At 37.1% G+C, this 24615-nt stretch carries 29 protein-coding genes; 16 read left to right on the top strand and 13 right to left on the bottom strand.

The genetic code is table 11. The features are described from left to right. Positions 1-83: 83 nt before the first annotated feature. The 6 genes from secA to ICG50_RS07065 all read right to left on the bottom strand — a co-directional run bounded on the left by secA (position 84) and on the right by ICG50_RS07065 (position 8152). Complete coding sequence (gene secA / locus ICG50_RS07090; RefSeq protein WP_187660208.1) at positions 84-3431, bottom strand: preprotein translocase subunit SecA; 3348 nt, start codon at positions 3429-3431, stop codon at positions 84-86. A gap of 104 nt (positions 3432-3535) precedes the next feature. Beyond that, positions 3536-3757, bottom strand: coding sequence for a DUF2795 domain-containing protein (locus ICG50_RS07085; protein WP_002986941.1), 222 nt, complete (start codon positions 3755-3757; stop codon positions 3536-3538). A 153-nt stretch (positions 3758-3910) separates the two neighbouring features. Next, entirely contained in the window at positions 3911-4480 is a 570-nt protein-coding gene (locus ICG50_RS07080; RefSeq protein WP_187660207.1) for a cob(I)yrinic acid a,c-diamide adenosyltransferase, read from the bottom strand. 162 nt (positions 4481-4642) lie between these two features. Next, positions 4643-5341 (bottom strand): ABC transporter ATP-binding protein, encoded by a 699-nt coding sequence (locus tag ICG50_RS07075; RefSeq protein ID WP_187660206.1) that lies wholly within the window; start codon positions 5339-5341, stop codon positions 4643-4645. A 68-nt stretch (positions 5342-5409) separates the two neighbouring features. Further along, positions 5410-6189, bottom strand: coding sequence for an O-methyltransferase (locus tag ICG50_RS07070; RefSeq protein WP_187660205.1), 780 nt, complete (start codon positions 6187-6189; stop codon positions 5410-5412). 100 nt (positions 6190-6289) lie between these two features. Next, entirely contained in the window at positions 6290-8152 is a 1863-nt protein-coding gene (locus ICG50_RS07065; RefSeq protein WP_187660204.1) for an ATP-binding cassette domain-containing protein, read from the bottom strand. 136 nt (positions 8153-8288) lie between these two features. Here ICG50_RS07065 and ICG50_RS07060 point away from each other — a divergent pair, with 136 nt between their 5' ends. Both ICG50_RS07060 and ICG50_RS07055 read left to right on the top strand, forming a co-directional pair. Next, a complete protein-coding gene (locus ICG50_RS07060) occupies positions 8289-9455 on the top strand; it encodes a glycosyltransferase family 2 protein (RefSeq protein ID WP_187660203.1) in 1167 nt (388 codons plus the stop codon). 74 nt (positions 9456-9529) lie between these two features. Continuing rightward, positions 9530-10819 (top strand): dihydrolipoamide acetyltransferase family protein, encoded by a 1290-nt coding sequence (locus ICG50_RS07055; RefSeq protein ID WP_187660202.1) that lies wholly within the window; start codon positions 9530-9532, stop codon positions 10817-10819. Between the two features lie 17 nt (positions 10820-10836). Here ICG50_RS07055 and ICG50_RS07050 read toward each other — a convergent pair whose 3' ends face one another. Further along, positions 10837-11346, bottom strand: coding sequence for a hypothetical protein (locus tag ICG50_RS07050; protein WP_187660201.1), 510 nt, complete (start codon positions 11344-11346; stop codon positions 10837-10839). 260 nt (positions 11347-11606) lie between these two features. On the opposite strand from ICG50_RS07050, the gene ICG50_RS07045 reads away from it, so the two are divergent. From ICG50_RS07045 to ICG50_RS07000, 10 genes are all read left to right on the top strand, one after another. Beyond that, on the top strand, positions 11607-11942 hold the full coding sequence (locus tag ICG50_RS07045) for a helix-turn-helix domain-containing protein (protein WP_187660200.1): 336 nt from the start codon (positions 11607-11609) through the stop codon (positions 11940-11942). Positions 11943-12079: 137 nt separating this feature from the next. Beyond that, on the top strand, positions 12080-12850 hold the full coding sequence (locus ICG50_RS07040; RefSeq protein WP_187660199.1) for a 3'-5' exonuclease: 771 nt from the start codon (positions 12080-12082) through the stop codon (positions 12848-12850). 46 nt (positions 12851-12896) lie between these two features. Further along, complete coding sequence (locus tag ICG50_RS07035; RefSeq protein ID WP_187660198.1) at positions 12897-13508, top strand: fumarylacetoacetate hydrolase family protein; 612 nt, start codon at positions 12897-12899, stop codon at positions 13506-13508. After that, a complete protein-coding gene (locus tag ICG50_RS07030; RefSeq protein WP_187660197.1) occupies positions 13508-13852 on the top strand; it encodes an Hpt domain-containing protein in 345 nt (114 codons plus the stop codon). The genes ICG50_RS07035 and ICG50_RS07030 overlap by 1 nt, the downstream gene beginning before the upstream one ends. A 172-nt stretch (positions 13853-14024) precedes the next feature. After that, a complete protein-coding gene (locus ICG50_RS07025) occupies positions 14025-15275 on the top strand; it encodes a CinA family nicotinamide mononucleotide deamidase-related protein (RefSeq protein WP_187660196.1) in 1251 nt (416 codons plus the stop codon). Between the two features lie 75 nt (positions 15276-15350). Further along, positions 15351-15587 (top strand): 50S ribosomal protein L28, encoded by a 237-nt coding sequence (gene rpmB, locus ICG50_RS07020; RefSeq protein ID WP_121313180.1) that lies wholly within the window; start codon positions 15351-15353, stop codon positions 15585-15587. A gap of 26 nt (positions 15588-15613) precedes the next feature. Then, a complete protein-coding gene (rpmG, locus tag ICG50_RS07015) occupies positions 15614-15796 on the top strand; it encodes a 50S ribosomal protein L33 (protein ID WP_035126304.1) in 183 nt (60 codons plus the stop codon). A gap of 46 nt (positions 15797-15842) precedes the next feature. Beyond that, a complete protein-coding gene (locus ICG50_RS07010; protein WP_121313181.1) occupies positions 15843-15995 on the top strand; it encodes a DUF4295 domain-containing protein in 153 nt (50 codons plus the stop codon). Between the two features lie 123 nt (positions 15996-16118). Continuing rightward, a complete protein-coding gene (ftsY, locus tag ICG50_RS07005; RefSeq protein ID WP_187660195.1) occupies positions 16119-17072 on the top strand; it encodes a signal recognition particle-docking protein FtsY in 954 nt (317 codons plus the stop codon). Positions 17073-17077: 5 nt separating this feature from the next. After that, positions 17078-17260 (top strand): hypothetical protein, encoded by a 183-nt coding sequence (locus ICG50_RS07000; protein WP_187660194.1) that lies wholly within the window; start codon positions 17078-17080, stop codon positions 17258-17260. A gap of 1 nt (position 17261) precedes the next feature. Here ICG50_RS07000 and ICG50_RS06995 read toward each other — a convergent pair whose 3' ends face one another. Beyond that, positions 17262-18341: a serine hydrolase domain-containing protein gene (locus tag ICG50_RS06995; RefSeq protein ID WP_187660193.1), complete on the bottom strand. Its 1080-nt coding sequence runs from the start codon at positions 18339-18341 to the stop codon at positions 17262-17264. 130 nt (positions 18342-18471) lie between these two features. On the opposite strand from ICG50_RS06995, the gene ICG50_RS06990 reads away from it, so the two are divergent. Next, entirely contained in the window at positions 18472-18888 is a 417-nt protein-coding gene (locus ICG50_RS06990; RefSeq protein ID WP_187660192.1) for a hypothetical protein, read from the top strand. Then, positions 18888-19184 (top strand): DciA family protein, encoded by a 297-nt coding sequence (locus ICG50_RS06985; protein ID WP_187660191.1) that lies wholly within the window; start codon positions 18888-18890, stop codon positions 19182-19184. The genes ICG50_RS06990 and ICG50_RS06985 overlap by 1 nt, the downstream gene beginning before the upstream one ends. Here ICG50_RS06985 and ICG50_RS06980 read toward each other — a convergent pair. Beyond that, entirely contained in the window at positions 19181-19624 is a 444-nt protein-coding gene (locus ICG50_RS06980; RefSeq protein WP_187660190.1) for a DUF4268 domain-containing protein, read from the bottom strand. The two genes, ICG50_RS06985 and ICG50_RS06980, sit on opposite strands and share 4 nt — an antisense overlap. A 68-nt stretch (positions 19625-19692) precedes the next feature. Here ICG50_RS06980 and ICG50_RS06975 point away from each other — a divergent pair, with 68 nt between their 5' ends. Both ICG50_RS06975 and ICG50_RS06970 read left to right on the top strand, forming a co-directional pair. Then, a complete protein-coding gene (locus tag ICG50_RS06975) occupies positions 19693-20331 on the top strand; it encodes an NUDIX hydrolase (RefSeq protein WP_187660189.1) in 639 nt (212 codons plus the stop codon). 41 nt (positions 20332-20372) lie between these two features. Beyond that, positions 20373-21206, top strand: coding sequence for a lysophospholipid acyltransferase family protein (locus tag ICG50_RS06970; protein WP_187660188.1), 834 nt, complete (start codon positions 20373-20375; stop codon positions 21204-21206). Between the two features lie 79 nt (positions 21207-21285). Here ICG50_RS06970 and ICG50_RS06965 read toward each other — a convergent pair whose 3' ends face one another. The 4 genes from ICG50_RS06965 to ICG50_RS06950 all read right to left on the bottom strand — a co-directional run bounded on the left by ICG50_RS06965 (position 21286) and on the right by ICG50_RS06950 (position 24615). Further along, on the bottom strand, positions 21286-21684 hold the full coding sequence (locus ICG50_RS06965) for a hypothetical protein (RefSeq protein WP_187660187.1): 399 nt from the start codon (positions 21682-21684) through the stop codon (positions 21286-21288). 203 nt (positions 21685-21887) lie between these two features. After that, the gene (locus ICG50_RS06960; protein ID WP_187660186.1) at positions 21888-22667 is read right to left on the bottom strand and encodes a hypothetical protein; all 780 of its coding nucleotides are present in this window, start codon (positions 22665-22667) and stop codon (positions 21888-21890) included. Positions 22668-23120: 453 nt separating this feature from the next. After that, on the bottom strand, positions 23121-23975 hold the full coding sequence (locus tag ICG50_RS06955; RefSeq protein WP_187660185.1) for a TraB/GumN family protein: 855 nt from the start codon (positions 23973-23975) through the stop codon (positions 23121-23123). A gap of 1 nt (position 23976) precedes the next feature. Then, positions 23977-24615 carry a hypothetical protein gene (locus ICG50_RS06950; RefSeq protein WP_187660184.1) on the bottom strand — a complete coding sequence of 213 codons (639 nt, stop codon included), beginning with the start codon at positions 24613-24615 and terminating at the stop codon, positions 23977-23979.

The raw sequence follows: 24615 nt of genomic DNA, 5'->3' as shown, positions 1-24615 counted from the left end.
AAATATAAAAAAATCCCCAACAGTATGAACCGTTGAGGATTGTTATATTATTACAATCTGCTAACTGAGACTGCGACTGTTAACTATTCATTCACCAAAACCCATTCGCCTGAAGCCAACATGCCTTCGGCTTTTTTGTATTTGGTAGTTTCCGTTTTACCACTCATCACGTGTTTGATAGTCACGGTGTCGTTGCGGTTGATTTTCGGAGTTTCTCTTACGATGGTTTCCGTTACTTGCGGACGTTGTTGCGCAGCTTGACTGGCTTCACGATTGCTGCTTTCGCTGCTTTGAATTTCGTCTTTGCTTTCGGTATAATTCTGTTTTTCTCGTACTTGACGCGCTTCCTGAATGTTCTGGTTTTGCTGAGGTAAATCGCCTTTGAACAAGAACGAAATCACTTCTTTATTCACACCATCTAACATCGAGCTAAACAATTTGAACGCTTCCAATTTGTAAATCAGCAACGGATCTTTTTGTTCGTGAACCGCTAATTGTACGGATTGTTTTAACTCGTCCATTTTACGTAAGTGCTTTTTCCAAGCTTCATCCACAATGGCCAAAGTGATATTTTTCTCGAAATCGGCTACCAATTGCGCACCATTAGATTCAAAGGCTTTTTTCAAGTCGGTTACCACATTCAACGTTTTTATTCCGTCTGAAAATGGTACAACGATGCGCTCAAATTTATTGCCTTCTTTTTGGTAAACATCCGCTACAATCGGGAATGCTTCGCGAGCACTTCTTTCTGTTTTTTCATTGTAATAGGCTAAAGCGACTTTATAAACTTTACCCGTAATCTCCATTTCAGATAGTTTCTCAAATTCGTTAGCCGAAATTGGCGACGTAATAGAGAAATAACGAATCAGTTCAAATTCGAAGTTTTTGAAATCATTTCTGCCTTTGTTTTCGCTTACGATTAATTCGCAAGTGTCATACATCATATTGGCGATATCCAGTTTCAAACGCTCTCCGTGCAAAGCATGACGACGACGTTTGTAAACTACTTCACGTTGGGCATTCATGACGTCATCATATTCTAACAAACGCTTACGAGTACCAAAGTTGTTTTCTTCGACTTTTTTCTGAGCGCGTTCAATGGATTTGGTCATCATAGAATGTTGGATTACTTCACCTTCTTTCAATCCCATTCTGTCCATGATTTTAGCTACTCTGTCGGAACCGAATAAACGCATCAAGTTGTCTTCCAAAGACACATAAAACTGTGAACTTCCCGGATCACCTTGACGACCGGCACGACCACGCAACTGACGGTCAACACGACGCGAATCGTGACGTTCCGTACCAATGATGGCTAAACCTCCGGCAGCTTTTACTTCAGGTGTCAGTTTAATATCGGTTCCACGACCGGCCATATTAGTTGCGATAGTTACTACGCCCGGTTTTCCGGCTTCGGCAACGATATCGGCTTCTTTTTTGTGCATTTTAGCATTTAATACGTTGTGTTCAACACCGCGCATTTTCAACATACGGCTCAATAATTCTGAAATCTCTACCGAAGTGGTTCCAATCAATACCGGACGACCGGCTTTTGACAACTCAGTAACATCTTCAATCACCGCGTTGAATTTCTCACGCACCGAACGGTAAATCAAATCTTCTTTGTCTTGACGTGCCATTCCTCTGTTGGTTGGAATTTCAACTACGTCTAATTTATAAATCTGCCATAACTCACCGGCTTCGGTAACGGCTGTTCCGGTCATACCGGCCAGTTTACTGTACATACGGAAATAATTCTGTAGTGTAATCGTAGCAAAGGTTTGTGTTGCGGCTTCAATAGTTACATTTTCTTTGGCTTCGATGGCTTGGTGTAATCCGTCGGAATAACGGCGACCATCCATTATACGACCGGTTTGTTCGTCAACGATAAGGATTTTGTTATCCATGATAACGTATTCGGTATCTTTTTCGAACAAAGTGTAGGCTTTCAACAATTGCGTCAGCGTGTGAATTCTTTCTGATTTTACCCCGAAGTCTTGGAATAATTTCTCTTTGGCTTCCGCTTCTTGGTCTTTTTCCAAGTTTTGTTTTTCGATATTGGCAATTTCAGTTCCGATATCCGGTAATACGAAGAAATCTTCTGAAGTATCTTTGGATAAGAATTTGATTCCGTTATCGGTCAATTCTACTTGGTTGTTTTTTTCTTCGATTACAAAATACATGGCTTCGTCTACTTCCGGCATTCTGCGGTTGTTGTCTGACATGTATTCGTTTTCAGTTTTTTGTAAAAGCGCTTTTATACCTTCTTCACTCAAAAACTTGATTAACGCTTTGTTTTTAGGTAATGAACGGTAAGCTCTCAACAATTGGAAACCACCTTCTTTCGTGTTTCCTTCTTTGATTAAACGTTTGGCTTCTGTTAAAAATCCGTTGGCCAATTGACGTTGTAAATTGTATAAGTTTTCAATTTTTGGTTTCAATTCGTTGAACTCGTGACGGTCACCATCGGGAACCGGACCGGAAATAATCAATGGCGTTCTCGCATCATCAATCAATACCGAATCCACCTCGTCAACAATCGCGTAGTTGTGTTTTCTTTGTACCAAATCTTCGGGAGAATGCGCCATGTTATCACGCAAGTAGTCGAAACCAAATTCGTTATTGGTTCCGTAAGTGATGTCGGCTTCGTAAGCTTTTCTACGAGCATCTGAGTTGGGTGAGTGATTATCAATACAATCTACAGTCAAGCCGTGGAATTCGAATAATGGTGCTTTCCAAGTACTGTCACGTTTGGCCAAATAGTCATTCACGGTTACTAAGTGAACACCGTTTCCGGTCAAAGCGTTTAAGTAGAGTGGAAGCGTCGCCACTAATGTTTTTCCTTCCCCGGTTTGCATCTCGGCAATTTTACCTTCATGTAATACGATACCACCAATTAACTGAACGTCGTAGTGTACCATATCCCAAGTGATTTCTTTTCCGGCAGCATTCCAGGAATTCGCCCAGATGGCTTTGTCACCGTCTAAAGTGATATAGGATTTTGTGGCAGAAAGCTCTCTGTCTTTTGGCGTAGCCGAAACGGTAACCGAAGTATTTTCTTTAAAACGACGTGCGGTTTCTTTGATTACTGCGAAAGCATCAGGAAGGATTTCGCTCAAAACTTTTTCAGTGATTTCGTAAGCTTCTTTTTCCAGAGCGTCGATGGCGATGTAGATATCTTCTCTTTGGTCGATGTCAACGGTATTTTCGGCCTCTATTTTTTTGGCTTCAATCTCGGCGTCTTGTTTGGCGCGAGCTTGTTTTATTTTTTCTTTGAACTCGGTTGTTTTGGCTCTTAGTTCGTCGTTAGACAAAGCAGCTAAAACCGGTTCTAAAGCTTTTATTTTAGTGATATAGGGTTGCGTTGCTTTGACGTCTTTTTGCGATTTGTCGCCTACAAAAGCTTTGATAATGCTATTAATGAAACTCATAATGGGTTTGTATTTTATGTTTTAATCCTTTGTAAAGGAGTGCAAATTTAAACAAAAAAAAAGCCCTAAACGGACTTTTTTCATTGTTGTGATTGTTTATTTTTTTAATATTCATCCTCGTTCCAAAGGTAATCTTCGTCTGTTGGATAATCCGGCCAAATCTCTTCCATTGATTCGTAGATTTCACCTTCGTCTTCTATGGATTGCAAATTCTCAACTACTTCTAGTGGAGCACCTGTTCGTATAGCATAGTCGATAAGTTCATCTTTGGTAGCTGGCCAAGGCGCATCGCTTAAATAGGATGCCAATTCTAATGTCCAATACATCTTCTGTCGATTTTAGTTTATGCAAAAATAAATTTTATACTGAAAAAGTCAAGTTTTTTTTGATTTATTTTTTAGTAAGTTTAAGAACGTCCTGTTTCAGTGCTCAGTCTCAGTCTCAGTTTGCAGAAACTGGCTACTGAACACTGCGACTGTTTACTTTCGCGGTATCCATTTCACTTCCTCCGCTTGAAGGTCAAAGGACAACTTCCGTGCCAAGACAAAAAGGTAGTCAGAAAGTCGGTTTAAGTACTTAATTACTTGCTCATCCGTAGGTTCTAATTCGTGTAAATGGGTAGCCAAACGTTCGGCTCTACGGCAGACACAGCGCGCAATGTGACAATATGACACAGTGGTATGGCCGCCTGGTAAGACAAAGTGTGTCATTTGTGGTAAAGCGGTATCCATGCTGTCAATTTCATTTTCTAAAAAGGCGATATCTTCTTCCGAAATTCGGTTGATGTTTAATCGAGGTTGGCCGTTTTTTAATATTTCTTTTTCGGGTGGTGTGGCTAAAATGGCGCCGACGGTAAAGAGTCGGTCCTGCACTTCAATCAAAACATTTTTGTATAAAACATTAATGTCTTGGTCGCGGATTAATCCGATGTGTGAGTTGAGTTCGTCAACGGTGCCGTAACTTTCGATACGGATATGGTGTTTCGGGACTCGAGTGCCGCCGAAAAGTGCGGTCGTTCCGGTGTCGCCGGTTTTGGTGTAGACTTTCATTTTTAAAGGTGCTAAGGTACTAAGGCGCTAAGGTACTAAGTTTTTGCATTGTTGACAAGGATACAAATGGATTACTCTTTAGCCCTGATGGGAATGGCGCCTTGCAGAATGGACAGCAGGAATATGGATTACCGATAAAGCCCGAGCCTTTCGCTCCTAACTTTACAAATGATCAACGTTTGGACTGTCACTTTCGATGATGCCGTCGCGTAATCGGATGATTCTGTGGGCATATTTGGCGATGTCTTCTTCGTGGGTTACCAAAATTACGGTGTTGCCGTTTTTATGGATGTCGTTGAAGAGGTTCATGATTTCGACAGAGGTTTTACTGTCGAGATTTCCTGTTGGTTCATCGGCTAAAATGATAGACGGCTTGTTGACTAAAGCTCTGGCAATCGCCACACGCTGGCGTTGTCCGCCCGAAAGTTGGTTGGGTTGGTGGTCCATTCTGTCGGCCAAACTTACTTGGGTCAATACTTCCGTGGCGCGCGCATTTCTTTCAGATTTTGAATAACCGGCGTAAATCATGGGCAAAGCTACATTGTCGAGTGCAGTAGTTCTTGGTAAAAGATTGAAGGTTTGGAACACGAATCCGATTTCTTTGTTGCGGATTTCGGCTAAATCGTCGTCGTGCATTTGGCTGACGTCATTTCCGTTTAATATGTAAGTTCCTGAGGTTGCTGAGTCCAAACAGCCTAAAAGGTTCATCAGCGTTGATTTTCCGGAACCTGATGGTCCCATTAGGGCAACATATTCGCCTTTGTTGATTTGTAAATCGATGCCTTTTAAAACGTAGATGGTTTCGCTTCCGAGTTGGAAATTGCGTTTTAAGTCCTTTATATTAATTAACGGATTTGCCATTGAAATGATGAATTACGAATTATGAATTACGAATATAAGTAATCTGCAACAAGGATTTGTTACAAATTTCAGGTGCGAATGACAAAATGTTCTTTCTCTTGTTCGGTTCTAAAGAATACCAATCCCCATTGAAAAGTATCAATTGTTACGGTAACTTTTGGATGGTTTTGGATGATTTCCCAAGCTTCTTCCATGTCTTTGCTCCAATGAATATCGTCGAAAATCCAAACGGTTTCGTTAGTTATTGTCGGAAGTAATAATTCGAAATAGTTTAAAGTAGCTTGTTTGGAATGGTTGCCGTCGAAGTAAATTAATTGATAATTGATAAATGACAATTGATAATTATTTAGATGGCTTGAAAATTCAGTATTGACACATTCAACATTATTGATATTGAATTTTTGCAATTGCCATTGACATTGATTGAGCGTATTTTCACAACCTTCCAAAGTGATAACTTTAGCTTTCGGATTTCCTAAGGCTAAAGCGGAAGTCGCTAAACCTAATGATGTTCCGATTTCCAAGATGTTTTCCGGTTGAAAATACTTCGTGATTCTGAACAATAATTCCGCTCGTTTCAAAGTAATTCCCGCTGTTTTAGCAATTTGGTTTATCGCTCTGGTGTTGCTTTTGAAAACCCTGGAACCGGCACCAAAATCAGTTACTTCGATAGTGTTTTTGTTTTCTAAAAGCGATTTTCTGTACTTTTTTAAAATCGAATATTCGGGATATTGTTGCTTGTCATAAAAACATTTCGTCACCAAATTAAAGACAAATGGTGAATGCACTCCGTGTTCGTTTTTGGAGTTCCAAAGGAAGTTTAAATATGACTTTATTTGCTGTAACATTTATTTTTTGTTACACAGAGATTCACGGAGTTTAAGTTAAGATACACAGAGTTTTTCTCTGTGAGACTCATTTTTTCTCTGTGAATCTCTGTGAAATAATTTACTCCATTTTGCTTGAAAGCTCAAACCAGCGTTCTTCTTTTTCTTCTAACTTTTGAATGATGGCTTGCAGTTCGTTGGCTTTTTTGGTGATGTCAGCATCGGCTACTTTGCCTTCGGCGAATTGGTTTTCGATTTGTTTTTTCTCGTATTCTAAGTCTTTTATTTCGCGTTCGATTTTGCTGAATTCCTTTTGTTCGTTGAAATTCAGTCCTGAAGACGTTGGATTGTTTTGTTTCCAATTCGTCTTTTCGGTGGAAACATTTGATAAAACTTTGGGCTCAGCCGAATCTTCATACGCTCTGAAATCGGAATAATTCCCGGGAAAATCTTCAATCTGTCCTTCGCCTCTGAAGATGAACAAATGGTCCACGATCTTATCCATAAAGTATCTATCGTGAGAAACCACTAATAAACAACCCGGATAATCCAATAAGAAACTTTCCAGTACATTCAACGTCACAATGTCCAAGTCATTCGTAGGCTCATCGAGAATCAGGAAGTTCGGATTCTGAATCAAAACCGTACACAAATACAGTCTTTTCAATTCACCACCGCTTAGTTTTTCTACGAAATCGTATTGTTTTTTGGCATCAAATAAGAAGCGTTCCAACAATTGCGAAGCCGAAATGATTTTTCCTTTCGTCAACGGAATGTATTCGCCGTATTCTTTGATGATGTCGATTACTTTTTGTCCCGGTTTTGGGTTGATACCGCTTTGGGTATAATAGCCAATTTTAATCGTGTCACCAATAATCACTTTGCCCGAATCGGGTGCCATGGTTTTGGTCAATATGTTTAAGAAAGTTGACTTTCCGGTACCGTTTTTACCAATTATTCCAATGCGTTCGCCACGTTGGAAGTCATAAGTAAAATTATCTAATATGGTTTTTTCCTTGAATTTTTTGTTCAGTTTGTACAGCTCAATAATCTTGCTGCCCATGCGTTCCATGTTGATTTCGAGCTCAACTACATTTTCTTTTCTTCGGCTTTCCGCTTTTTCTTTAATTACATAAAAGTCATCTTGGCGCGATTTTGATTTGGTCGTTCTTGCTTTCGGTTGTCTTCGCATCCAGGCCAATTCTTTGACGAAAAGGTTTTGCGCTTTGTCGATAGAAGAATTTTCCATGGCAATTCGCTCTTCCTTTTTCTGCAAATAGTAAGAATAATTGCCTTTGTATTGGTATAACTTTCCGTTGTCGAGTTCGATGATTTCGTTACAAACGCGTTCCAAAAAGAAACGGTCGTGTGTCACCATAAACAGCGTGATATTTTCTTTGGCAAAATAACTTTCCAGCCACTCAATCATCTCTAAATCCAAGTGATTCGTTGGCTCATCCAATATCAGTAAATCAGGACGATTGATTAAAATAATGGCCAATGACAAACGTTTCTTTTGTCCACCCGAAAGCGATTTTACTTTTAGTTTTAAATCGTCCAGTTTTAATTTGGATAGAATTTGTTTGAATTGTGTTTCAAAATCCCAAGCGTTATGGCGGTCCATTTCGTCAAAAGCCAATTGGTATTTTTCCTCGTCTTCCGGGTTTTCCAAGGCTTTTTCGTATTGTTCAATTACATGCAGGATTTCATTATCAGAAGCAAAAATACTTTCCTCAATCGTCAGTTCTTCCTGAAGTTGGTTGTTCTGAGAAAGAAATGCCATTTTCAACCCTTTTCGAATCACGATTTGTCCAGTGTCCGGTTCGTCTTCGCCATTAATCATTTTCATAATTTGGGTTTTTCCCGAACCGTTTTTGGCAATGAAGGCGATTTTTTGGTCTTTGTTGATGCCGAATGAAAGATTGGCAAACAAGGTTCTTTCGCCAAAGGACTTCGATATATTTTCTACTGAAAGGTAATTCACTTTTGAGGTATGAGTTTTAAATTAGGAGTTAGGAGTCAAATGAAAACTATAACTTTTCGGCAAAAGTAACTCAAATTTCTAACAATCTAAAAGCGCAGCCGTATCTAATAATCTAACAATCTATTATATTTGTCCAATGCAACTATCCGTCATCATCCTTAATTATAATGTGCGCTACTTTTTAGAGCAGTGTGTTTTGACTGTACAAAAAGCCATTCAAAACTTGGATGCCGAAATTATTGTCATAGACAACAACTCTTCCGATGATAGTTGCGCCATGATGAAGCAGCGTTTTCCGAATATCAAACTCATCGAGAACAAAGAAAATTCAGGTTTCCCAAAAGGCAATAACATTGCGGTTAAAGAAGCCAAAGGCGAATACATTTGCATCTTAAATCCGGATACGGTTGTAGCGGAAGATACGTTTGAAAAAATACTGAACTCCCAACTCGCAACTCCCAACTCGCAACTCGGTATAATCGGCTGCAAGCTAATAGATGGCACCGGAAACTTTCTACCTGAAAGCAAACGCGGCATTCCAACGCCTTGGGTTGCTTTTACTAAGATATTTGGTTTGTATAAAATCTTTCCAAAGTCAACATGGTTTAATCAATATTATGCCCAACATTTAGCCGAAAACCAAAGCGGGAAAGTCGATATACTCGTAGGTGCTTTTATGGTGATGAAACGCGAATTGTATAATGATTTAGGAGGTTTTGACGAAAACTGTTTTATGTATTCGGATGATATTGACTTGAGTTATAAGGCTTTACAAAAGGGGAAAACCAATTATTATTTCCATGAAACAACTGTAATCCATTACAAAGGAGAAAGTACTGTCCGTGACGGAACTTATATGAAAAGGTTTCAAGAGGCCATGAATTTCTTTTATAAAAAGCACTTTAAAGTGTCCTTTTTCTTTTCGTTGATTATGAAAATTGGTATCGTCTTCTTTTCATTTGTTAAAATGTTTCAAGGAAAATCACAACCAAAACTTACGCCTGAAAACTATCTTTTAGTTTCTGATAATGAAGCGTTAAAGGAAAAATTAGCTTTTAAATTGCAAAAAAGTATCGAAAGAACGCTTTTAGAAAACGGGAAAATAGTAATTTCGCAAACGATTTCGAAGACTAAGAATACTGAGGTCATTTTAGATACCAATTATACCGGTTTTAAAAATGCCATTGCTTTTTTGGAGGACAGCAAGAACAAGTCGTTTACTTTTAAATTGTTACCGGTAGAAAGTAATTTCATCATTGGAAGCAACAGTAGTAACGATAGAGGAGAAGTAATTAATTTATAGAAAAACACGAAAATCGCTTTTTCTTTTATTAATTTTGCAAGCGAAACAACAAAATACAACTTTAGATTATCAATATGGCAAAGTTTGAATTGAAATTGCCCAAAATGGGAGAAAGTGTTGCAGAAGCAACGATTACCAATTGGTTAAAAAACGTAGGCGAAAAAATCGACGCCGATGAAGCTGTTTTGGAAATCGCTACCGATAAAGTAGATAGTGAAGTGCCAAGCGAAGTATCAGGTGTTTTAGCCGAAATTTTATTCCAAGTGAATGATGTGGTAAAAGTGGGCCAAACCATCGCTATTATTGAAACCGAAAGCGGAAGCGTTGAAGCACCGAAAGCTGAGACTGTTGCTGCACCGGTTGCAGAAGTTGAAAAAACGATAGAAGTTGCAACAACTATAGCCGCTCCGGCGGATTTCAAATCGTCTGATAAATTCTTCTCGCCATTGGTAAAAAACATAGCTACCGCGGAAGGCATTTCATTAACTGAATTGGAAAACATGGCAGGTTCCGGAAAAGACGGACGCGTGACTAAAGAAGATATTTTAAAGTATATAGGCAATAGGCAAAAGCCATTAGCCACTAGTCAAACAGTTCAACCGACAACCGACAACCGACAACCGACAACTCAAACAGCTCCGGTTTCAGTAAACGGTGGCGACGAGATTGTGGAAATGGACAGAATGCGAAAGCTGATTTCAGGTTATATGGTCGCTTCGGTGCAAACCTCGGCGCACGTACAATCTTTTATTGAAGTCGATGTGACTAATATTGTAAAATGGAGAGACAGAGTTAAAAATGCATTCGAAAAACGTGAAGGTGAGAAGTTAACTTTCACCCCAATCTTTATGGAAGCCGTGGCGAAAGCGTTGAAAGATTTCCCGGGCATGAACATTTCCGTAGACGGAGATTTTATCATAAAAAGAAAAAATATCAATTTGGGAATGGCGGCTGCGTTACCAAACGGAAACTTAATTGTTCCGGTAATTAAAAATGCAGATCAGTTGAACTTAGTTGGTATGGCTAAAGCCGTAAACGATTTAGGAAACCGAGCCAAAGCCGGGAAACTAAAACCGGACGATACACAAGGCGGAACTTATACGGTAACGAACGTCGGAACTTTTGGTTCTGTATTTGGAACACCAATTATCAACCAACCGCAAGTAGGAATCTTAGCGTTGGGCGCGATTAGAAAAGTGCCTGCCGTTATTGAAACTCCGGAAGGTGATTTTATCGGCATCAGACAAAAAATGTTCTTGTCACACAGTTACGATCACCGAGTTGTAGATGGCGCGCTTGGCGGAAGTTTTGTAAAACGAGTAGCCGAATATCTAGAAGCTTTTGATGCTAATAGAGAATATTAAAAATAGAAAAACCCCGACTAATCAGTCGGGGTTTTTGTTTCTTCTTCTTTGGTTTCTTCAATAGGTTTTTCTTTTACTTCATTTTTTGGTTCTTCTTTGGCTTCCTCTTTCAAAGTAATGACAGTTTTGTCTTTAAAAAAGTATTCCCCTTTCTTATATACTTCTTCGCTAGCTAAAATGATTTCGTAGGTATAAACACCTTTGGGCAACTCATAAAAGCATTCTTTGCTGTCTTTTGGGATAACCAATTCTTTCTTAATTTCTTCACCATCTTCGGTCTGTCGCGTGATGACGATAGTGATTTTTTCAGTCATTTTGTTTTTAATACAAACACTTTCCACAGTCAAGCTGTTGGTGTGTTTCTTAGAAGAAGAAAAAAGGGTTATCAAACCACCTACTAAAATTTCGCCGCCTCTAACTAAAGCCGTAACGTCAGATTGAGCGTTGGATGTCATTGGCAATGCCAATAAAACAGCCACTAGAGTTTTGAGTTTTCCGGATGCTTTACGCTTAACAATTGCATTCATAATAAAGTTGTTTTAGAGATTACGTAAAGCTTTCCATAGTGTTTTTAAGTTTGAAATTAGTAAAGTAAAGTTGTCAATATTCTTGGTTGATTCCTAAAAGAAAACTGCTAATCTCCAAAAGAGAACCCATAATTTCTAAAAGTTTTATTATTACTATAACAAAGTCAATCATACAATAATTCTATAATTATCTCGTTATTAGTGTAGTTGTCTTACGGCGCTCATCATCTCAACCACTTTTAACCACTAACTTTTTTACTATGACCACCGGAACCAAAATCAGAACCCTTAGAGAGCAAAAAAAGATATCACAAGAAGCGTTAGCTTATTCAGTAGGAGTCAGCCAAGTGACTATAGGCAATTGGGAACAAGGTAAAAGTATAAAACACGAGTACATCAAAAGATTAGCCGAGGCGCTAGATATTTCCATCGATTATTTATTCGAAGAAAGTCAAAGCAAGAGTGTTCAAGCTACTTCAAAAGTTGATATTAAAAACGATGGTTTCGAGATAATCATTAAAGCGCCCAATCATTTCTTTGAAGATTTGCATAAAAAGATGGATTTACTGATTAATAAATTGGAGGCACCGAAATAGTTTTTTATTCAAATAATTATATATCAACCCTTTTACTTTTCGAAAGGGTTTTTTTATGGCTAAATCATAAATCTTTATTAAAATATCGATAAACGGTAACATCAATATTTTATATTTGTCTGCAATAAAAAATGACAATGGAATTAAAACTCAACAGACCTATTTGCTTCTTCGACTTAGAAACTACCGGAATTGAAGTAGCCAAAGACCGAATCGTAGAAATTTCGATTTTCAAAGTCTATCCCAACGGAAACAAAGAAAGCAAAACCTGGTTGGTGAATCCAACAATTCCAATTCCGTTTCAAGCGACGGCTATTCACGGTATTTCTAATGAAAAGGTGGCTAATGAACCCACTTTTAAAGAATTGGCCAATCAAATTCACAACATGATTAAGGATGCCGATTTGGCCGGATTCAATTCGGATCGATTCGATATTCCATTGTTGGCAGAAGAACTATTACGCGCCGAAGTCGATTTTGACATGAAAAACCGAGTGTCAGTCGACGTACAAACCATTTTTCACAAAAAAGAAGAGAGAACGTTAAGCGCCGCTTACAAATTTTATTGCAACGGAAGCCTTGAAAATGCGCACAGTGCTGAAGCAGACACGATGGCAACCTATGAAATTCTTAAAGCACAATTAGACCGTTACGAAGATTTAGAAAACGATATGAAAACGCTATCGGAATATACAACCCGTAAAAAATCGGTCGATTTTGCCGGCTTTATTGCGTTGAATGCCGAAGGACAAGAAATATTTACGTTTGGTAAACACAAAGGCGCATTAGTCGATGAGGTTTTAGACAAAGAACCGGGTTATTTCGGTTGGATACAAAATGCCGAATTTCCATTGTACACTAAGAAAGTATTGACCGGAATCAAATTAAGAAAATTAAACACAAAATAAATAAGCTCAGCCACTCAGTTGCTTAGCTACTCAGTTACTTTTAGAGATGAAAATAATCTGTATCGGAAGAAATTATGTCAACCACATTGCGGAGCTCAATAACGAGCGTCCCGATGAACCGGTGATTTTTTTAAAACCGGATACAGCGGTTATCCCCAATAAATCCCCTTTTGTAATACCTGATTTCAGTAATGAAATTCATCATGAAGTGGAGATTTTGGTCAAAATCAATAAAGTCGGTAAATACATTGACGCTAAGTTCGCTCACAAGTATTATGATGAGATAGGGCTAGGGATTGATTTTACGGCGCGAGATGTTCAGAACAAGTTGAAAGATAAGGGTTTACCTTGGGAAAAGGCAAAAGGATTTGACGGTTCAGCGATGATTGGTGCCTTTCTGCCGAAAAATAATTTTATTTCGGTGGAAAATATTACTTTTGAGTTAACTAACAACGGAAAAACCGTTCAAAAAGGAAATACAAGCCACATGTTGTGGAAAATCGATGAAATTATTGCTCACATTTCACAGTATTTCACCCTGAAAAAAGGAGATATTATATTTACAGGAACTCCCGAAGGAGTGGCCAAAGTGGCACCAAACGACATCCTTGAAGGATTCATAGAAGATAAAAAACTACTAAGATTACATATAAAATAATGGCTATAAACTACAACCTAGCGAAAGTTTACGCACTTTCAGACAACGATCCCGAATTCGTTATGCAAATCATCACTTTGTTCGTCACCGAAGTACCCGAAGACATGAAACAAATTGAATTGGGCATCAAAGAAAAAGACCATAAATTGGCTTACGCCTATGCGCACAAGATAAAACCAACGCTTGATTTATTGGGAATGTCTGTCGCCTTTGAAGAAATCCTCCAAGTAGAAGCTTGGACCAAAAGAGAAGGCAAACGCAAAGAAATCAACGACACTTTCGAAAGCATTCAAAGTCAAGTGGACAAAGCAATCAAAGAAATTAAGAAGGATTTCGAAGTATAAAAATCAGAAGCGAATGGTTGGGGAACTATCAGTTATGGCAGTTCCCGTTTTCCGTTTCAATCTCTTCGAGGATTTACACTCCAACCGGGGCTAATTAGTAATCGGTTTGTTTCTTTGTAAACTAAACATAAACCTCAATACCTTAGCGTCTCAAAACCTTAGCGCCTTTAAAATGAAAGCAACCATTGTCACCATCGGCGACGAGATCCTCATCGGCCAAATTGTCGATACCAATTCGGGTTACATCGCCAAAGCATTGGATAAAATTGGGGTACAAACCCAAGAAATGCTATCCATATCCGATGATAAACAGCACATTTTAGACACTTTTGCAGCTTTACAAGATAAAGTCGACTTGGTAATCATAACCGGCGGTTTAGGACCAACCAAAGACGATATCACCAAGCATACTTTTTGCGAGTATTTTGAAGATACTTTAGTTGAAGACAAAGCAGTTTTGGCCCATGTTACTGAAATTATAGAAGGCTTTTACAAACGACCGATTACTCAGTTAAATCGAGACCAAGCTTTAGTGCCTTCCAAATGTGAAGTGCTTTTCAATAAGATGGGAACTGCGCCCGGAATGTGGATGAAAAAAGGAAATACCGTTTACATATCGTTGCCCGGAGTACCATATGAAATGAAGTATTTGGTCGATTTCGAAATTGTTCCGAAAGTGGTTAAAGAATACAAACGACCCTACATTATCCACAAAACCATCATGACTTATGGAGAAGGCGAAAGCAGAATCGCAGAAAAAATTGAAAGCTGGGAAAACAACTTGCCCGAGTTCATCAAATTAGCGTATTTGCCAAGTCCGGGAAAAGTCAGGTTGCGCCTCACAGCACGTGGTTCAGACAAAGAAATATTAGAAAAAAAGATAGCCGAAAATGTAGCGTCATTAACTAAACTCATCAGCGATATTATCGTTGGCTTTGATGAAGACGAAACGATAGAAGTAATCATTGGCAGATTGCTTACCCAGCAAGGCAAAACCATTGCCACAGCCGAAAGTTGTACCGGTGGGAAAATAGCGCAAATGTTGTCTTCTGTTCCCGGAGCTTCACATTACTTTCTCGGAAGTGTGGTCAGTTATTCCAAAGAAACCAAAATAAACGTTTTGGGTATTGATGCTGAGTTGATTAATCAATACGATGTGGTTAGCGCAGAAGTCGCTTCGGCGATGGCGACGAGTATTCAAAAAATGATGAAAACCGATTATGCGTTGGCCACAACAGGCAATGCCGGACCAACTTCTGAACCCGGAAAAGCCGAAGTAGGAGTTGTTTTTATTGCTTTGGCTACGCCAAATGAAGTATTAGTTGCTGAGTTTAATTTTGGTCAACCTCGTGAAAAAGTGATAGATAGAACGGCAAATAAAGCACTGGAAATAGTGCAGAAAGAAATTTTAAAAAATCTGTAGTAATTATTTTGTTTCAATGATTTATTTTGCGTAAGTTTGCACCCTGATTTTGAATAACGATAAAAGAAAAGCATAATGTCAAGAGTTTGTGACCTTACAGGTAAAAGAGCGATGGTAGGAAATAACGTTTCTCACGCTATGAACAAAACTAAGAGAAAATTTTCTGTTAACTTAGTTAAAAAACGTTTCTATCTTGCGGAAGAAGACAGATGGATTACGTTGAGAGTAGCTGCGTCTACAATTAAAACAATCAATAAAAATGGATTGGCTGCTGTTTTGAAAAAAGCAAAAGTTGAAGGATTTATTAAATAATTCTATCCCAATAAAAATAAAGTAAGATGGCAAAGAAAGGTAATAGAATACAAGTTATTTTAGAGTGTACTGAGCACAAAGGAACAGGTTTACCTGGAACTTCTCGTTACATCACCAACAAAAACAAAAAAAACACTCCGGACAGATTAGAGATTAAAAAATTTAATCCAATCTTAAAGAGAATGACTGTTCACAAAGAGATTAAATAATTTAGAGATTTTAAATAGTAAAATTTCATAATAAACAATATAAGTCATGGCAAAGAAAACCGTTGCAACGTTACAAACATCTTCTAAAAGATTAACCAAAGCTATCAAAATGGTTAAATCTCCTAAAACAGGTGCATATACTTTCCAAGAAAGCATTATGACACCGGAAGAAGTTGATAGTTTCCTTAACAAGAAATAATCTAACAAACTCAATATATCAGAGCTACTTTCATTCGGAAGTAGCTTTTTTATTTTTATATTTGCTTCGCCAGTTCGCTTTCGCTCGGGTGTCAAACAAATTCGAATTTTCAATCCGTTTCCAATGAGTTTTTTCAAAAGAATATTTTCCTCAGAAAAAAAAGAGACTTTAGATAAAGGTCTAGAGCAAACCAAAACATCATTTTTTTCTAAATTAACCAAAGCCGTTGCCGGAAAATCTAAAGTAGATGATGAGGTTTTAGATAATTTAGAAGAAGTATTGGTCTCTTCTGATGTTGGTGTAAATACTACTTTAAAAATTATCGAAAGAATTGAAGAAAGAGTTTCCAAAGACAAATATCTTGGAACAGACGAATTGAATCAAATCTTGCGCGAAGAAATAGCCGCACTTTTATCGGAAACCAAATCCGGTGAAGAAACTGAGTTTACGATTCCGGCCAATAAAAAACCGTATGTTTTAATGGTTGTTGGCGTAAATGGCGTTGGCAAAACCACCACCATTGGAAAATTAGCGCACCAATTCAACAAAGCCGGTTACAAAGTAGTTCTTGGTGCAGCCGATACTTTCCGTGCGGCAGCGATTGACCAATTGCAAATTTGGGCCGATAGAGTAGGCGTTCCTTTAGTAAAACAGCAAATGGGAAGTGATCCTGCTTCGGTAGCTTTTGATACTTTACAAAGTGCCGTAACCCAAAATGCGGATGTTGTAATCATTGATACCGCCGGTCGTTTGCATAATAAAGTGAATTTGATGGCCGAATTAACCAAAGTAAAACGCGTGATGCAAAAAGTCGTAGACGATGCGCCACACGACGTTTTATTAGTATTGGATGGTTCTACCGGTCAAAACGCTTTTGAGCAAGCCAAACAGTTTACAGCGGCAACTGAAGTATCTTGTTTAGCCGTAACCAAATTAGACGGAACAGCCAAAGGTGGCGTAGTTATAGGAATTTCAGATCAGTTTCAAATTCCGGTAAAATACATTGGCGTAGGTGAAGGTATTGAAGATTTGCAAGTTTTTAATAAATTTGAATTCGTAGATTCGTTTTTTAAATAATAAATATGAATAAAGTTTTATCTTTCTTTAAAGAAACAGCCCCCATAAAATTAATCGCCATCAGTATTGGTATTGCGGCACTAAGTTATTTTATTGAAAAACCATTACCCAATGTTTTCATGGGATTGCGCTTAATCGCTTTCCTTTTATTTGTGTATGGCACTATTCGCCTGTTAAACAGAAAATAAATTATTCGTATAAATCATTGATTTTATCCCATAAATCATTATCAAATCCTGATAAAGCAAAGGTGGGATTGTCAGGGTTGGCAACGTCTCCCATCCTAATAATGACCATTTTCATACTGGGTACCACATAAATTTTTTGGTCATTTTTGCCCAAAGCTGCATACATATCGCTTGGCGCATTCGACATTAAAGTGCCGTTGAATTCAAACTGAAGTCCGGGTAATCGGTAAGTCGATTTACCATTCAACCACCACAAATAACCATAGGCCTCATTAATAGGTTGAGAAGTTGTAGAAGCTTGATTGAAGAAGTTTTCGCTAACTACTGTTGTCCCATCCCACTTACCTCTGTTCAAAGCCATTAACCCAAAACGTGCCATATTTCTGCTGGTACTCCAATAAACACTCAATCCATCACCGTTATCAATCCAAGCACCACCGGTCATTCCTAATTTATCTCTTAATTTTGTATTGAAGTAATTAGTCCAAGTTTGTCCACTAGCTTGTGCTACAACATCTTGTAATTTTACATATACATTATGATAGGCCCAACGAGTTCCGGCATCGGCCACATATTGCAGATTCGCAGGAGAAACATCATCACCTAAAGCATCATTCAATCCTGAATTCATCGACAGTAAGTTTTTACAAATAATTAGGTTTTCCTTAGCCAATGGCGCACTCGTCCAACCGGTTCCTAAATAATCCGAAACTTTATTGTTGATGTTGATTAATCCTTCATCTTGAGCAATTCCGGTAACTGTTGAAGTCAAAGTTTTTCCGGCACTTGCCCAATACCATGGAGTAGTGGCTGAATGACCATTGAAATAGTTTTCCATCACCATTCGACCGTTGACCAAAATGATAAACGATTTGGTGTTTTTCAGTTCCAAATAGTCTAATAAAGGTTGAACTGCATTTTGATTCCATCCCAAATCAGCTATAGATTTGGTTTCCCATGTATTACTGCCATCACTTGGTGGAAAATACATTTGTTCTGCAATAGGTTCGCCATCAGAAGAATCAGAACTACAATTCACCATAAAAAACGACACGAAAACTAGTAGGTATATCTTTTTCATATTTTTGAGATTTGTCATAGGACTTTAAAAGTAATAAATAGTTTAATGTTGATAATATTAATTTTAATTTCAATCGCTTTGTAAACTTAAAAATTTAAATTTGTAATAGAGTAAATAGCATCTTATCACTATGAAAAAAATCACGACACTTTTCCTCACTTTTTTAGTAATTTCTTGCCAAACAAATGTAAAGAAAGAAGATTTAAGTAAGCTAAATGGTTATTGGGAAATAAAGCAAGTGACTTTGGCCGACGGTGAAACCAAAGATTACAAAGTCAATGAAACCATTGATTTTTTTGAAGTAAAAGACAATGCCGGCTTCCGCCAAAAGGTAATGCCACAATTTGACGGCACTTTTAAAACTAATGGTATCAAAGAAAGGCTTAAAATCTTTACAGTAGACAATTCCTATTTTATAGAGTGTAAAACCGATTATGGGAAATGGAACGAAGAAATCATTACTATTGAAGACTCAACTTTGGTACTCAAAAATAAACAAAACCTAGTTTATACTTATAAAAAGTTCAAACCTTTTTCTTTAAAATAATGGCCAAAAGACTCAGCAACGAAAGCTCGATAGGTGACGTTTTAAAAGCGTTTATTGAAACCAACAAACTCCAAAACGGCATGGACAAAATTGACGTGCAGGAAGCTTGGAAATCGTTGATGGGCAATGGGGTCAACAGTTATACGAAAGAAGTGGTTTTAAAAGGTTCCACTTTATATGTTTCGCTGACTTCTGCCGTTTTGAGGGAAGAATTAAGTTACGGAAAGCAAAAAATTATCACTATGATAAACGAAGAATTGCGGAAAGAAGTAGTTAAAGATATAATCCTTCGTTAAGTATTGGTTTCCAAATCTTTAATATAGTCTTCATATTCGTAGAAAAAAACTTCAAACTGTGTCATCGTATCACTAAAGAAATCAAAAATCTCGGGCCAATAACTTTTGTTGTTTAGGCTTACGCCCAATTTTTCTACCCAAATCCGACTAATTACTTTACCGCTTTCTAAATAAAAATTGCGTTCCAAAATGGCTTCCGGAAGGTATTCTTCTTCCAAAATAGTTTTGAGTGACTCTATTTTTTCAAAATATATTTTGCGTTTTTCTTCGTCTTTGGGCTCAATGTCTAAAAGCACTTGCGCCTTTTTGTTATCGATGTAGAATTTGAAGGTAACATCTTTAATTTTAGTATCATACAACAACCATTTCCTGGGATAAGCTTCGGCAAATGCGGTCCAAAATTCTTTTTTGATGCGTTGGGCTTCTTCTTTGCTGTACATTTTATTGCTGTAAAAGTTGGTTTGCGTTATTTTTTTAAGGTAACTTTATATTTCTAAAACCAGGGATAATGCACTTCGAGGAGTTTTTAAAATACACGCCAAAAATACAAAATGTCGAGCTACCGGCAACGCAATCCCATGCAAAAATGGCACCGGCCAACCGATTAGACTTAATCAAAGCCATCGATTTTAGTAAAGTAACCCCAAAACAGGCAGCGGTTATGATGCTTTTTTACCCAAAAGCTTCGCAAACTCATTTGGCACTAATTCTGCGTACCAGTTATAACGGTGTACATTCTTCACAAATTGCTTTTCCCGGAGGAAAAGTTGAAGAATATGATACTGATTTAAGTCAAACAGCGCTAAGAGAAACCCATGAGGAAATCGGTATTCATCCTAATCATGTCAACGTGATTCGCGCTTTTACCGAAGTGTATATTCCGCCGAGTAATTTTATGGTGTATCCGTATTTAGGTTATAGCAATAGTGAATTGGAGTTTGTTTTGCAAGAAGACGAAGTCGCCGGGTTGGTTGAATTCCCATTTGCCGATTTTATGAATGATGAAATTATTGTCAATAACACTATGAAAACCTCTTACGCAGGCACTATTGAAGTACCCGGATTTCAGGTAAACGAGCATTTTGTTTGGGGTGCCACCGCCATGATGTTGAGCGAATTGAAAGATACTTTGAAATTGGTTTTATAAGTTTTAGTTTTTGTAGATTTGCGTTCCTAAAAAAACAAATTATGGGATTATTGAAACGAAATCCTTTTGGTCATATACTCTTTATCAAAAAATGGTTAATTCGCATCTTTGGAGTCTTGACTCACCGCAGGTATCGTGGATTTAACGAACTTCACATAGAAGGTTCGGAAATCATTAAAAACTTACCCGATAAAAACGTTCTTTTTATCTCTAATCACCAAACTTATTTTGCCGATGTTGTAGCCATGTTTCACGTGTTCAATGCCAGTCTTTCGGGGCGTGTTGACAATATTAAAAATGTGGGGTATTTGTGGCAACCTAAAATGAATATCTATTACGTAGCCGCTAGTGAAACGATGAAAGCCGGTTTGTTACCCAGGATTTTAGCTTATGTTGGTGCGATCACTGTAGAACGAACATGGCGCTCCGGAGGAAAAGATGTAACCGAAAAACGCGAAATCAATCCAAATGACACTGAAAACATTCGGATAGCGCTGGAAGACGGCTGGGTCATTACTTTCCCACAAGGAACGACAAAGTCTTTTAAACCGGTTAGAAAAGGAACCGCTCATATAATCAAGCAACACAAACCTATCGTTGTACCTATTGTAATAGATGGTTTCCGACGAGCGTTTGATAAAAAAGGATTAAGAGTCAAAAAGAAAAACATCTTGCAATCCTTCATCATTAAAGAACCTTTGGAGATTGATTATGACAACGAAACCATAGAGCAAATTGTAGAAAAGGTAGAATATGCCATTGAACAACATGCTTCCTTCTTAAAAGTAATTCCTGCCGAGGAAATTGCAGAACAAGAGCGTTTAAACAAACTCCGAAAATGGCAAGTGGATAAAGAAGATTTTAGTGAAGAATAAAAAAATCCCCTTGTAATGAGGGGATTTTTTTGTTGAGTAATGTAGTTGTTGCAAACTGCTGTTAGCAGCAGTACTTTTATCATCCTTTGTTTTTAGCAATAAATTCTAAAGCATAATCTTTGATTCCTGGGATTTCATCATGCACTAATTTTTCGCAAAGTAAAGTCAATCCGTTAGTATCATTATTGTCCATATAAAAACCATATAAGGCGTCAAATGCTCTTTCTCTATTGTATGAATCTTTATTATAAGCTAAAATCTCTTCTAATCTGTTCATTATGGTTTTCTGAACTTCTGCATCTTTAATTTTGATTTCACATGATATATCGCAGCCATAACCAATCATCTCATCACCTGAATTTAGTAAAGTTAAAATGTCATTGCGATTTCTTCCGTCTCTAAATTCATCATATAGACTATTTAAAAGTGTACCATCGTCGTTAGCTTTTAGAATTTCTAATATTTCGGTTATAATCATTTTATAAAAATTATTTCAAATCGTCTCGTTTGGTTTAAATCGTCTCGTTAAGAAAGTATTGCTGCTAACGTGCTGCCGCTTGGTAGTAGTGGAGACTTTTTAAATAATTAATTTTAAATATAATCAAATTTTGAACTTAGTACTTTCCGGCTAAGAAATGCAAAACCAGCCATGCTACCAAACGGCTGTTAGCAAACGTATTTTTAGTGATATGTTATATCTCTTTTGATAACATTATATAGTCTTCCACTTGAATTAAAACACTTTTGTTCAATCCAGTTTTTTCTACTATCGTAGACATATTCAAACCAACCTGTCAACTTTTTGGTTTCATCAAATATCTTTATCACATTTCCATTAACATCATAATCCAAAAACTTTTTGATTTTATATTTATACTTTCTGTCTTCGTTGAATTCTTCAGTATAATTTCTAGATTCGTCACTATATTTTAAATCTCGTAAATTAATTATAGAATCAGTGTTTTCATAATTTTCATAATGGACTAACCTGTTTTTTTTATCATAAATAAATTTCATTTTTCTTTGATATGAGCTGTCTGAATTTGCAGTTGTCAATAATTCAACATCCTTTTCTTGAGAATATTTGTAATACAATACGTTGTATGTTTTATGATAATACTTTATTAGGGTTGCATTTTTGTTGATGTATTTATAGTTCCATGAAGAAGTATCACCATATTTTTTTGAATCTCTATACTCTCTTATTATTCTATTGTCTTTATCATACTCATAAGTCCATACGGCAGAAATTGATATGGAATCTTTTAAATCGAAACTTAACTCAGTTTTCTTTTCCAAATATCCTGATTTGTTATATGTGGAGATATTATTCTTCATACTTAGGAAATCTGAAATTACAAGTGCATAAGTCGTGTCTTTTGTGTTATACCTAGCTTCATATTCAATATGCTTTAAATCCTTTACGTTTCCATTTAATTTCTGCCTTTTTAAATCATTCATATGTAATCGTTCTCGCATTTGACCATAGCAAAGCGAAATGAAAAACGTGAATGTTAAAATGAATATGTTTCGTGATGTCATAAATATGTTTGCTAACTAGTTTATAGATATGATAAAATCATACCTGTTATTCCGTTTTAGGGTGTAGTAGTATGCTTATACCTCAAATATAAATATTCCCTTTCAATCCCCAACTGTTTGGTAGCAAAAAATACTTTTTGTCTTGCTTTTTGATAGCGCCATAGTTTCAATCTCGAACAGAAAATATTTTTTTGATAATCTTGTTCGTAAATCTGAACAGAAAAAAAAATTTAAAAAAAATGTTCGGAAATCCGAACAAGAAATTATTTTTTGAAAATCTTGTTCGTGAATAATGGTTGTGGTTTATTCTATAGTTAAAAGGGATAAGCTATTACTAACTTATCCCTTTTAACTTATCCCTTATCCCTAAAACTAATTCACGGCTTCTACTTTAAAACCTGCTTTTCTAAGCAAGACAATCACGCCTTGTTCGCCACCAAGATGTGCAGCACCAACGCCAAAGAAAGTCGATTTGCTTTTGGCAATTTTATCTATTCGGCTTATCCAGTTATTGTTTCGATTGCTTAACATTACATCTGAATATTTAGAAGTCATTACATTTTCAGACTTTGCTGTAAAGTCAAACATAGCTTCTATATTTTCAGATTTGTATAGTGCCAACATTTCAGTCATTTCTTCAGTATCTCTTTTCAAATTACTCTTGGCGGTTTTGACCAATTCGTCCATTTGGTCTTGGTATGAGATTTTGTCAAATACTTCCATTTGTTCTGCTATCGATTCTAATCCGATGACTTCTTCGTTTTGGGCTTGGCTAATTTTCATTAGTTCTGCCTCGACAGATTGCATTTCACAAGCCAGCATTTTTGGGTACAACATGGCTGAAATCATAAATGGCTTAAAACTATTGAGTACTTCTGCAGGATAGCCCAATTGTGCTTTTAGAAATTCGTCAACGATTTTGAAGTCTTCTGTTGAGGCCAATGATTTCATCGTTACGCCATCTTTCATCATCATTTTACTGATCATTTCGTTCTGCATGTTAGGATCATCCATGTCCAGTTCTAAACACAGTTGTTCTGTAGTGTCCATGGCTTTTTTTACTTTATCCGATAAAGAAGCATCGCAAGTAATATGAATGGTTCCGAATAAATAAGAAGGTTTAGTAAGTCCGTTTCCGGAAATTTTCCACAATAGAGAATTTTCATTCGTTTGTGCATTGGCCATCCCGGTTAATAAGGCCAGCAGGAGTATGGTTGCTTTTTTCATCTTACAAATCGATTTTTTTAAGTTCTTTATAATTGCCTTGTAATTTTCGCAATAAAATGCCATATAATAAGCGATAGAATAACCAAAAAACACCCACTGTTAACAAGCAAGTAATCACAATAACACAAATGGTTTTAGAAAGGGTTATATAACTGTCTTCGTGAGCAATTTTATCTTTTAGGGCACTCATTTTAGGATTGTAAATGAACGCCATAACAAAGCCGAGGATGGTACTGATTAATATCATAATTAAGTTGTACCAAACATAGTATTGCACTGTTTTTCTTGCCCGTAAAATATCCTGCATTAATTGCTTGGTGGAAGTAATCGTAGAAATTTTAGCATAGTTTTGGTAAAAGGCATAGATAAAATAAACTACAACGGCATAATTAACATAAGTCAGTATTTTTAAGTAAAATGAAAAACTTTCTGCGTGTAAACTTTTTATCGCGTCGTCTGTATTGAATAAAATACTGACGGCAGCCCAAACGGCAAACTCCAATATGCTTATCACCAATATCCATTTAACAATAGAAGATGATTTCCTATGCAGCATTTTGTAAATATCGGTTTCAGTGACCTGTTCGAAGGAATGGGTGTCCTTTTTCCAGGCTTTTTTTAATAAATCCAACTCATCCAT

The organism is Flavobacterium buctense (assembly GCF_014486695.1).
GTDB lineage: Bacteria > Bacteroidota > Bacteroidia > Flavobacteriales > Flavobacteriaceae > Flavobacterium > Flavobacterium buctense.
The sequence above is the reverse complement of the archived record's forward strand: the minus strand, read 5'-3'. Positions and strand labels throughout refer to the sequence as shown.